Genomic DNA, 10712 nt, shown 5'->3' with positions numbered 1-10712 from the left:
ACATTTCTTCGATGGCTGAAGAGTATCAATATTTTTTAGGTTTCTAAGTCAGCCATTTTTTAGTAGACCTTCGAAAGCGCAGAAAAGAGAAACACAGTTGCCTGGACGGTTACGCTGAAAACCACTGCAAGTAAATCAAACATCGGAGCAAACATGATGCTTGGACTTGTAGTTATCAGTTGCACAGATTTTGGTAAATTGCAGCGTAGGCCTTGACCATGGTTTCGGCCGAGAATACGTTTTCATAACGATGCATTGCGCTCTGCCCCATCGCTGCAGCCATCTCGTCGTTTTGCCAAAGGACGGTCATAGCGTGGGCTAATGCAGCCGAGTCTCGTGGAGGTATGACAAGGCCGGTCTCATTAGCAATGTTGATATATGTTGTGCCTGATCCGATTTCGCAAGAGATCATTGGTTTTCCATACATCGAGGCTTCTAACAACGAGATCCCAAACGATTCGGATCGAAGATGCGACGGAAATACAAAGGCGTGGCATAGCGTGATCAACGCAGCTTTGTCTGCGTCTTCCAATCCGCCCAAAAAATATACGTTGGACAGTCTGAGCCGTAATGCTTGTTCCTTGAGTTCCCTCTCAAGATGCCCCGTTCCCAGAATTACAACAGGCAACTGTGTAGTGCTTGCTGCCTGCAGCAGGTAATCCAAGCCCTTGTAGTAGCGCAGCGCGCCGACGAATAGAAAAAATTTTTCACCGACTTTATTGCGCCAGTAAGCGAGCTTCTGTACGTCCACGGCAGGATAGGTTGCCCGGTCCAGGCCATACGGAATGATCTCGACCTTATCCTTGAATTGTGTGAGGACAGAGCTGCTATGCGCATAATTGGGCGAAGACGCAACGATGCAATCCACGCTGGATAGAAAGCGATTCATTAGAGGCTTGTAAAGCTTGAGCAGTGTTTTTTGTTTGACGATATCTGAGTGATAGCTGACAACAGAGGGTTTTCCGTGGCACGAAGCAAAGTGCGCGATATCCATGTATGGCCAAGGGAAGTGGTAGTTAACCACATCAGCCTCTTTCGCCAACTCAGAGAAATCCCTGAATGCCGATAGTGAAAATCCGGTGGAGGCAACATGCAAGTCCAGTTTCGATCGGTGCGTTAAATGATTGCCCACGGTTTCATTTCGAGCGGCGCCCCGCTCACTGAGGTAAAGCACCTCGGATGAAAATCCATGTTTTTCACCACCCTGCGCAATCTGGAAAATGACCTGTTCTATCCCTCCCATCGTTTCGGGGTAGTAGGTTTTAAAAAAGTGAAGAACCTTGATCATTTTCCGTCGATTACTCTTCGATAGACTTGCATAGTTTCTCGGGCGCATCGCTCCCACGAAAAACTTTCGGCATGTCTCAATCCTTTGGTAATGGCAGACTGGCGCCACGCGTCATCGGTCAGCCCAATCTGGAGGAGTCTGCTCAATTCGATGTCATCCATCGGGGCGCACATCAATGCGGCATCCCCGGCCACTTCAGGCAGCGAAGAACTGTTCGAACAGACGACCGGCACACCCGAGCTCATGGCCTCAAGGACTGGCAAGCCAAATCCCTCATACAGCGATGGAAAGGCGAACAGTCGTGCGCCGGAGAAGAGCAAAGGCAAATCCTCGCTCGGGACAAAACCGAGGTAGTGGGCCCAACCTTCGCGCCTCGCACTTTCGAGTTTCTGATGGATGGCATCACTGCGCCAGCCGTGATAACCAGTCAAGATCAACGGCCAGCGTATTCTTAGCGCTAAAGGGAGTCGGCTATAAGCCGTCAGCAAGGTTTCTATATTCTTGCGTGGCTCGATGGTCCCGACAAATAAGGTGTAACCATTTGCCTGCAATCCGTGCTTGCCCAAGGTACCGTTAATTGCCTCGGCTGGCCTTGGATAAAACTCGGGGGAGCTGGCGAGGGGGACGGTATGTATCCGCTCAATAGGCCACGAAAAATAATTCGCCAATTCCTGGCGAGTAAACTCCGAATCCGTAATCAGGGCGTCAGCCCTGACCATCGTTGTCTTCAACTCTTTTTGCAGGTATCGAACCAGTTGTGGCGAGTGGCAATGCGCCCAAGTGAATGGCGACAGATCGTGAAAAGTCGACACGGTACGACCGGCAAATGGAGGCAAATAATAATTGGGGCTGTGGTATAGAAATTCTTCATGCCCTTTCAAAGCAGCTTTGCGAAGCGCTGGCATGATTAGCCTGTAAGCTTCTACCGCTAGAAAGTTTTTCTGAACTAAACGTTTCAGACGATAGCCGCTACCGGATTCATTTGCAGCCGTCGGCAACTCAGGCAAAAAGCGTCGCCCTGCAAAAAACTGAAGATCTGTAACTTCAGGGCTTTGTTGAAGTCGTAGCGCGAGTTCATAGGTGTAGCGACCAATACCAGTCAACGGAAAACGGATCGGCTCAACAGATAAAACTACCTTCATTTCATTTCGCCGTTAGCATCCAGCTCAAAGTTTCTTCGAGTTGGGGTGTTTGCCATCCATTGACCAACTCGATCAGACGGGTGTTATCACCGCACAAGATTTTCACTTCATTGGCACGGACAAATGCTGGATTCACTTCAACTTCGATTTGATGTCCGGTGATAGTGGCGCACATATCGATGACTTCTCGAAGAGAATGGCTGTTACCCGAGCTGACATTGATTGTTTGCCCAAGGGGGCGGGCCTCAATCAGGCCTCGGTACGCCTTGACCACGGTTCGAACATCGCTGAAGTCTCGGGAGACATCCAGATTGCCAAGCTGAATTTTGGCTGCGCGTTGACGAAAATGCGAGACGATCTTCGGCAGCAGAAAATTGTCACTCTGCCCGACACCGGTGTAATTGAACGGGCGAGTGATAACAAGGGGCAAGCGGTTATGCCAAAGACTGGCCATGAACTCCATGGCCAGCTTACTGACTGCATAATCGTTGGCGGGTGCCGGCATCGTCGACTCGCTCAGCAGGCCCGCAGAGGCATTGCCATAGACGTTCGCACTACTAGCGAGCAGCACACAATCTGGCTCCTTTCCACAGGAATCAATTGCCTCCAGCAAGTGACGCGTTCCAATCAGGTTGACCTGATAAAACGCGTCGGCAGCGCCGTGGCCCACGAATGCTAATGCCGCCAGATGCACTACAACGTTAGGTTGAATGGTTGCCAGTAAATCACGAAGAGCAGCGCCATCCGCCAGATCAATCTGGTGATAACCAGGTTCGTCGGAGGGTTGGGAACCTAACCCGATCACTTCATAGCCGTTAGCCTTAAGTTCGGCAGCCATGTAGCGACCCGTGAAACCTTGAATACCCGTAATCAACGCGCGCTTACTGGCAATACTCATCAGAACGAGAATCCTTTTTCATTACGGCGAACGTCAGCTTCGACCATCATCCGGCACAGCTCTTCCAGTGTGGTTTTTGGTTCCCAACCCAGCACAGTCTTGGCCTTGGCAGGATCACCGATCAACAATTCAACTTCGGTCGGACGGTAAAACTTTGGATTGATGGTCACCAGCACGTTGCCGGTAGCTGCATCTGTGCCCAGTTCGTCTTCAGCAGCACCGCTCCAGGAAATAGTGATGCCGACTGCCTTGAATGCCATCGAGACAAAATCACGTACAGTTTCGGTACGGTTAGTCGCCAATACAAACGTGTCCGGCTCATCAGCCTGCAGCATGCGCCACATACCTTCCACGTATTCCTTGGCAAAACCCCAGTCGCGCTTGGCATCCAAATTGCCCAGTTCGATCTTGTCGAGCAGGCCGAGTTTGATCTTGGCTACCGAGTCGGTGATCTTGCGAGTCACGAACTCACGACCGCGCAGTGGCGATTCGTGGTTAAAAAGGATGCCGCTGGTGGCGAAGATGCCGTAGGACTCACGGTAGTTGATTGTCATCCAGTGAGCGTACAGCTTGGCAACGCCATATGGGCTGCGCGGGTAGAATGGCGTAGTTTCGACTTGAGGAATGGCCTGTACCATGCCGAACATTTCGGAAGTCGAAGCTTGGTAGAAGCGCACTTTCGGGTTGACTATACGGATCGCTTCCAGAAGATTGACACAACCCAAACCGGTGATTTCCGCAGTGGTCAATGGCTGATCGAACGATACACCCACGAAGCTCTGAGCAGCAAGGTTGTATACCTCAGTGGCTTCAGTGGTCTGAAGCAGACGAATGCTGGCTGACAGGTCGGTTAGGTCGTACTCGACCAGATGCAGGTTGGGGTGCTGGCTCACGCCGAGCTCTTCTAAACGCCAGAAATTGACCGAACTGGTCCGACGGTAGGTGCCATATACCGTATAGCCTTTGCCCAGCAACAGTTCTGTCAGGTAGGCGCCGTCTTGCCCAGTGATGCCAGTTACGATAGCTTTCATGCGAATCCTCTAAACTCCATTCGAGTGCCTAATAAAGGCTTATTTGTGCATTATGCGACAAAGGCTCCGACCAACTGAGCCTCATAATCGTGCAGATCATACAGAATGTGCTCCCACAGATGAAGGCGCCGTACTAAGAAGGATTTTGCACGCATTATCCTCCTTATGGGTGTAGAGGCTGCAAAATAGGCACCGGCGGCTTTCTCCGCAACGTTGTTTATTATTTTTTTTCATATTCCAGCCATAATGCCCGGTGCAGGGATGCGTCACCATTCGCGGAAAAATCTGGCAAGGACCAGAACTACGCCGCCGCGACGGGCTTAGTGAGTCAGGACCGAGTTGGTTAATTCCCCCCCGATCCCTTGGCCCCGATCAGATCCGCAAGTGCTTTGGCAATCCTGCAATTGTGCTTCTGCGCGAAAAAAAAACTCCCATGAGCGCTAGCTCCAACGTCTTGCGAAATTAACTGAGTTGTTGAGCGCTACGCACCGCGTGTACGCCGTTCTTACCCCTTTGCGGTGGCGTTTTCGCGAACACCTGGCATGCTTGGCTATCTAATTATTTTTGGGTATGCTGAGAGATTATATTGGGCTGTGCATACACAAGTGCGAAGCGTGCTGCTGGTAGTTCAGTCAGATGGTATTCAGTTAGTGCGTATTAATAGTGATTTTTATATAGGGATTGACAACTGTGACTTCAAGCAGCGAGCTCTGTCGGGCGCCAAAATTAAATGAATATGCGGGGGTAGCGCCTTTATCAGCGGTTTTCAGGGATGATTGGAAATTAATCCTTCTTGGTTCTCTTTTTTCATTATTTTTGGCGAACATTTTGATGGGGGGCTGGCCGGCGGGTTTATGGCCAAATATCAATGTTCCATACGTTTATGCCGGTGACTCACTCTCATACACTTGGTTGGCGCAACGGGTCTCAGAAGGGTGGATTTTTGATAACCCTAGAAGTGGATATCCGTTTGGATCAAGCTTTTTGGATTACCCAGGCGCGGACGCTGGCAGTCTTTTTGTAATTAAGTTATTCGCGCTGCTGTCGGGTAGTACCTTTACGGCGTTGAATTTGTATATTTTATCAAGCTTTCCTGCCGTGTTTGTCTCTTCGTATATTGTAGGCAGGGCGTTTGGTCTGTTTCGTTCTTTTGCGTTTGTGGGTGCGTTGCTATTTGCGTTTTTACCATTTCATTTTATGAGGCTTGGACACTTATTCTACGCATGGTATTTCGTGGCGCCTTTTTTCTTTTACCTGTCGTTTTTTGTCTTTCAATTTTCCGGTGATGGCGACTGGCGAAAGAAAGGTTTATCCACTTGGTTGAAACGGGTGGCTTTGGTTTTAGGATTGCTGGCAATTTCATCGTTTGGTGTGTATTACACGCTATTCGGCGTGATCATTGTTTCTTTGGGGGGGGTGCTTGGATGGTTTAAAACACGCCAACTAAACGCACCAGTGCGTGCACTACTTGTTGTTTCTATACTGGTGGCAGGGGTGGCGCTCAACATCGTTCCAAATATTATTGGGAAGTATCAAAATGGAGCTAATCCAGAAGTCGCTCAACGCATGCCCATGGAGTCGGAGGTATATGGTTTTAAGTTGATGCAGCTTATTCTTCCTCGGGCTGATCATAGAATCTCCTGGGTTGGAAAATTTACTAACTACTATAATTCAAATTATCCATTAATTAATGAAAATGCAACATCGGTACTTGGCGTTGTTGGCTCATTAGGGCTGCTAGTGAGTTTTGTGCTGTTGATGTCTTCTCTCGCTGGGTTGAAAATTAACAGTAAATTGACCTTTTTGGTTGCAGTCCTTTTCGTTCTATTTATGTTTGGTACTGTTGGGGGGCTGGGTGCGGTCTTTTCTTCCTTTGTTTCTTCCTCTATTAGGGCTTGGAATAGAATTAGCGTTTTTGTCGGATTTGGGACTATTTTAATTTTTTTTGTGGCAATACAGATTCTCTTGGAAAAATACTCATCAAAGGTCAGGCTTGTTTCATTGGTGGTAGCATCGCTTGTGCTGTGCGTGGGCTTGTATGATCAAACAGTCCCTGCTTGTGTGGGATGTAACTTGAACACAAAGGCTGTGTATGAAAGCGATCGAGATTTTATCGCCTCAATCGAGAAGTCGTTGCCTGAAGGGGCTGCAATCTACCAGCTCCCGTACGTAGCATTTCCTGAGAGCCCACCGCTGTATCAGTTGTCTGCGTACCAGTTGGCTACGGGTGTATTACATTCGAAGTCTCTCCATTGGAGTTTTGGGGGGATGAGGGGGCGAGACGGCGATATGTTTTATCGTTCGCTTTCTCAAGAAACTATTGGAAAACAGTTGGATGTCATAAAGCGACTGGGGTTCTCTGGCATTTATATAGACCGACGCGGCTACAAGGATAATGCAAAGTCGTTGGTCGATAGTTTGTCAGCAATACTCGGGGGGGGGCCAGCGCTCATTAGCGCGAATGGAGAACTTGTGTTTTTTAGGCTGAGTCCGTCTGCAAGTACTAATCTAGCTGGGTTGAATGCCGAGCAGATAATGGAACGGTCGGGGTATTTTGCCGATCACTTAGGTGTGCGTTATTCAGCCAGCTTGCGCGATGGAATTGATTTTACTCTACCTGGATGGCCGATATTTGTTCGAAATGCCAAGGGCTTTTCAGGCGTGGAATCGTTCGGGCGCTGGTCTGACAGGAATCTTGCTCATAGTGCCCGCATCGAATTGAATTCACCACTTCAGCAGAAATTCACATTGGTTTTGGTTGCGCAGGCGTTTGCTTCTAATGTAAATGAGCCCATTAAAGTTCTAATCGGTAATCATGAGTATGAGATCACGCTGGGTGCTGGAGTTTCAGAGGTGCGGCTTGATGTAGATCTCCGAGGTGACTCGGCTGATAGCATTTCATTCTTCCCGCCTTTTCCTGTTTCTCCCAAGCAAGTAGGTGTAAATGGTGATGAGCGCAAGCTGGGAATAGGGTTCGTTTCCCTGCGAATTGAATGATAGGGACAGGCTTTGTTTGTTGAGTATTTCATAGCTGATTTCTTTTGTCAGCGTACAAAGCCTGATCTTTACTGAGCTAATAAGCCTCGCCATTATGGCTTAATGCTGTTCACCTAAGCATTTAAGTTAAGGTCGGCAACGAAAATCCGATGCCAGACCTCCGGCATCGGATTTTTATGTCTGTTCAATAGGACCTGCTCGACCTCGGCCACTTTTTCAAATTCTGCGACTTGAACACTCTCGCCCAAAAATATTTTCATTGAGCGGATAGAATTTGAGCTGGATCTGTCGCATGCGATCAATGAGCACAACTCATTCAATCAGTTTTTCGTCGTATCCCATGATCGTTGCTCCGCTCCTATTCTTTAATCTCACCGTAAACTCCGGCAGCCTCAAGATGGATAGCGCGTTTAACTACGCGATAATGGTGAGCAGCTCCAGGGCAGTACAGTTTCGTAATAATCAACCGAAAATTTTGTCGGCAGGTGCTCCAGTGCGTGGCGCAGCCACGCACTGGAGCTATTAGCTGTTAGTTGAGGCAGTTTCGACCTCGCTGTAAAGTTGAGCGGTGGCCGTCGCTCCGTTGGACGAGTTTAAATTCAACGGTGGCTGCAAGTGTTCGTCACACAGGATAACCTAGCGGGCCAAGGCCTGACGCGGGACATCGATACCATGGCGGCCCAGTAAAACGATGAGGCGGTAAGCCCTCCACGTATTTGGTGGCCTGCAGCGTCAAGGAGTGTGCATACGACTTGACCGAGTGCATGCTCAAAGAATTGTTGCCATCACTGACGACGACACTCAGGGACTGATCGCACTGGCGGCGTGCCAAGCATATGTAAAAGATTTCGATATCGAAAAAATAAAGCTAAAGTCGTCTTGGCAATCACTGCCAAGGGCTAAGTAAGCAGATATCCTAGTTGATAATGTGAGGCATAATCACTTTTGTGAAATACATTGATCCCGCTGGACTAAAATGGTGGATGTCGTAGTAATAGGGCGTTTCGTCAGTGTCGGCCATAGGGCATTTGTCATTTGGACAAATGATCTTGAATACATCTACGAATTTGGCGGTTGTGGGTATTGTTACTGCAGAAACGGCATCTTTACTGTTTATAATCGACGAGAGCTCTAGTTCATCGGATGGCATCATGTCAGTTTCTCCAGCTTCGACTTTTTAATCAGCAGCAAAGGAACACTTTGTTTGTATATCGGTGATGTGCCGAGGGCAACTGTTTTGATATCTAAATTAGAAAGTTCGTCGATTGTTTTTTTGAGGTTTTCTTTAGTGTCAGGGGTTAGTGGCCAAATGGTACTCATAATGACCAGCGATGGGTGAAGTTGTTTGATTGTTTCAAAATCGTGATCGTTAGAGGCTCGACAGTTTGGTCGAAGATATTCGTCGAAATCTAATATCGGTGGGCAGCCTGAGGAGGTTAGTGTGCCTGGGGAATACCCTCGATCTTCAAAAAATGGTTTTAATCCAGGGTATATATGAATAGCATAGTTATCCCCCCATAGTAGGGCACTTTTTGACTGGCTTTTGGAAGGCAACCGCTACGAAGTGCATCAGTTAAAGTTTGTTCAGGGCGCAGAAAGTACGAACCATTAAGATAATCTTTTGCATGGTTGTATTGAAGCGAAAGGACTTTATCGAAAGGCGCGTAGCGTTTCGCTGACGAATTTTACCGGGATTTCATCTCGGTATACCGCCGGCATCCGCTTTAACTATAGATAACTCCAGACAAGCTGTGGAAGACAATGTAACAAGTATCATTGAATATTTAAACGTCTAATGGAATCGCTCACCTGACCGGTCTTTCGGACAGGTGAGCAAAGATTGCAAGGTGCTTGCAAGACCTACTCAATATTTTTCAAGCCGACCTGTTCTTCGCCAACTTAGCCCGATCACTCCAGGCAATGGTGGGGCTGGCCTTGTTCTGGCGCACCTGTCTGATAAGGCGATCCACAGTAACCGTCCGGCCAACACACCTTCCTGATTGCAACGCTTAGGGCGAAGGTGTCCACCTCATTTTAAGTGGACACCAATTTCCAGCCTTTTTAAGCGGACGCCCCATGCCACAAGAACGTCGTTCCTATTCCAAATCCTTCAAGGCCCAGGTCATCGCCGAATGTGCGCAGCCTGACACTTCGATTGCCAGTGTTGCTCTGACCCACAACCTCAACGCCAATCTAGTTCATAAGTGGATTCGAGTGCATGAGCAGAAAAACCTGGCACTGCAAACTTCCTTTATTCCGGTCAAGGTATCGCCGTCGACATCGCCTCAAGCTCTTGCTGCCACAATCCGCATCGAAGTCCCTCACTTGAGGGGGGCGGTAGTTGTGAGTTGGCCGGCGGAAAATGCTGCGGCGTGTACTGCTTTTCTCCGCGACTTACTGCGATGATTCGCATCGATTCGATCTGGCTCGCCACTGAACCGATGGACATGCGTGCGGGCACTGACACCGCGCTGGCGCGGGTGGTGGCGGTGTTCGGTGCGGCGAAGCCGCATTGTGCTTATCTCTTCGCCAACCGCCGCGCCAATCGGATGAAAGTGCTGGTGCATGACGGCGTCGGCATCTGGCTGGCAGCACGTCGATTGCACCAGGGGCGCTTTTTCTGGCCGGGTGTCCGACACGGTTCAGAGCTTGAATTAGACGCCGAGCAACTTCAGGCCCTGATACTCGGATTACCGTGGCAAAGAGTCGGTGCCGGCGGCGTCATCACTGTGCTTTAAGTTCTGTCATGGCCAGCTCGCCAGCACAATTGTCCGATCAACCTATCGTCGCCTAATGCCTGCTCTGGCAAAATCAGCGGCATGACTTCCGCCCCGAATCTCGACCAACTGAACCCTGAACAACTGCGTGCTCTGGCCGCGCAGTTGATGCAGCGCGTCGAGACGATGGACAAACAAATCCACCATCACAAAACAGTCAACGAGAAACTGACCCATGAGATCGCGCTGCTCAAGCGCTTCAAGTTTGCCAAGCGCAGCGAACAACTAAGCCCTGCTCAAGCTAGCTTGCTCGATGACCTGATCGACACCGACATCGCGGCTATCGAAGCTGAACTTGAGGCACTGCAATCAACGCCGACTGCGGCCAAAGTGCGTCAGCAACCCAAGCGTGCGCCGCTGCCAGCGCAGTTTCCTCGTACGCTGATCCACCACGAACCGGACAACAGCCATTGCCAATGCGGCTGCGCCCTCAAGCGCATCGGTGAAGATGCCAGCGAAAAGCTCGACTACACCCCCGGCGTGTTTACCGTCGAACGTCATATCCGTGGGAAATGGGCCTGTGAGCAGTGCGAGACGTTGATCCAGGCACCGGTACCGGCGCATGTCATCGACAAAGGC

The 10712-nt window shown here is 49.5% G+C and carries 11 protein-coding genes; 5 read left to right on the top strand and 6 right to left on the bottom strand.

The features are described from left to right. Positions 1 to 175: 175 nt before the first annotated feature. Genes NL64_RS26400 through gmd form a run of 4 tightly spaced genes read right to left on the bottom strand, consistent with a single transcriptional unit; the run spans position 176 to position 4359 of the window. Positions 176 to 1288 (bottom strand): glycosyltransferase family 4 protein, encoded by a 1113-nt coding sequence (locus tag NL64_RS26400; RefSeq protein ID WP_034151008.1) that lies wholly within the window; start codon positions 1286 to 1288, stop codon positions 176 to 178. Further along, positions 1285 to 2430 carry a glycosyltransferase family 4 protein gene (locus NL64_RS26395; RefSeq protein ID WP_034151007.1) on the bottom strand — a complete coding sequence of 382 codons (1146 nt, stop codon included), beginning with the start codon at positions 2428 to 2430 and terminating at the stop codon, positions 1285 to 1287. Before NL64_RS26395 ends, NL64_RS26400 begins: the two co-directional genes overlap by 4 nt. A gap of 1 nt (position 2431) precedes the next feature. Next, positions 2432 to 3328, bottom strand: a complete 897-nt coding sequence (locus tag NL64_RS26390) for a GDP-mannose 4,6-dehydratase (RefSeq protein WP_034151006.1) — start codon at positions 3326 to 3328, stop codon at positions 2432 to 2434. Then, the gene (gene gmd / locus NL64_RS26385) at positions 3328 to 4359 is read right to left on the bottom strand and encodes a GDP-mannose 4,6-dehydratase (protein WP_034151005.1); all 1032 of its coding nucleotides are present in this window, start codon (positions 4357 to 4359) and stop codon (positions 3328 to 3330) included. Before gmd ends, NL64_RS26390 begins: the two co-directional genes overlap by 1 nt. A 690-nt stretch (positions 4360 to 5049) precedes the next feature. Here gmd and NL64_RS26380 point away from each other — a divergent pair. After that, entirely contained in the window at positions 5050 to 7356 is a 2307-nt protein-coding gene (locus tag NL64_RS26380) for a DUF7024 domain-containing protein (RefSeq protein WP_253277114.1), read from the top strand. Positions 7357 to 8272: 916 nt separating this feature from the next. On the opposite strand, the gene NL64_RS31030 is transcribed toward NL64_RS26380, so the two are convergent. Both NL64_RS31030 and NL64_RS31025 read right to left on the bottom strand, forming a co-directional pair. Beyond that, positions 8273 to 8506, bottom strand: coding sequence for an SGNH hydrolase domain-containing protein (locus tag NL64_RS31030; protein WP_367379627.1), 234 nt, complete (start codon positions 8504 to 8506; stop codon positions 8273 to 8275). Beyond that, the gene (locus tag NL64_RS31025) at positions 8506 to 8910 is read right to left on the bottom strand and encodes an SGNH hydrolase domain-containing protein (RefSeq protein WP_367379626.1); all 405 of its coding nucleotides are present in this window, start codon (positions 8908 to 8910) and stop codon (positions 8506 to 8508) included. The genes NL64_RS31030 and NL64_RS31025 overlap by 1 nt, the downstream gene beginning before the upstream one ends. A gap of 67 nt (positions 8911 to 8977) precedes the next feature. Here NL64_RS31025 and NL64_RS31020 point away from each other — a divergent pair, with 67 nt between their 5' ends. The 4 genes from NL64_RS31020 to NL64_RS30735 all read left to right on the top strand — a co-directional run. Beyond that, positions 8978 to 9094, top strand: a complete 117-nt coding sequence (locus NL64_RS31020) for an adenylyl-sulfate kinase (protein WP_155292793.1) — start codon at positions 8978 to 8980, stop codon at positions 9092 to 9094. 338 nt (positions 9095 to 9432) lie between these two features. Beyond that, on the top strand, positions 9433 to 9762 hold the full coding sequence (gene tnpA / locus NL64_RS29870; protein ID WP_080758141.1) for an IS66-like element accessory protein TnpA: 330 nt from the start codon (positions 9433 to 9435) through the stop codon (positions 9760 to 9762). Then, entirely contained in the window at positions 9759 to 10094 is a 336-nt protein-coding gene (gene tnpB, locus NL64_RS30740) for an IS66 family insertion sequence element accessory protein TnpB (RefSeq protein ID WP_034149241.1), read from the top strand. Before tnpA ends, tnpB begins: the two co-directional genes overlap by 4 nt. A gap of 81 nt (positions 10095 to 10175) precedes the next feature. Beyond that, positions 10176 to 10712 (top strand): IS66 family transposase zinc-finger binding domain-containing protein (locus tag NL64_RS30735; protein ID WP_034151002.1); only part of this gene is annotated, 537 nt, incomplete at its 3' end.

It is taken from the genome of Pseudomonas fluorescens (genome assembly GCF_000802965.1).
GTDB classification, from domain to species: Bacteria; Pseudomonadota; Gammaproteobacteria; order Pseudomonadales; family Pseudomonadaceae; genus Aquipseudomonas; species Aquipseudomonas fluorescens_A.
This window is presented reverse-complemented; position numbering and strand designations above follow the sequence as displayed.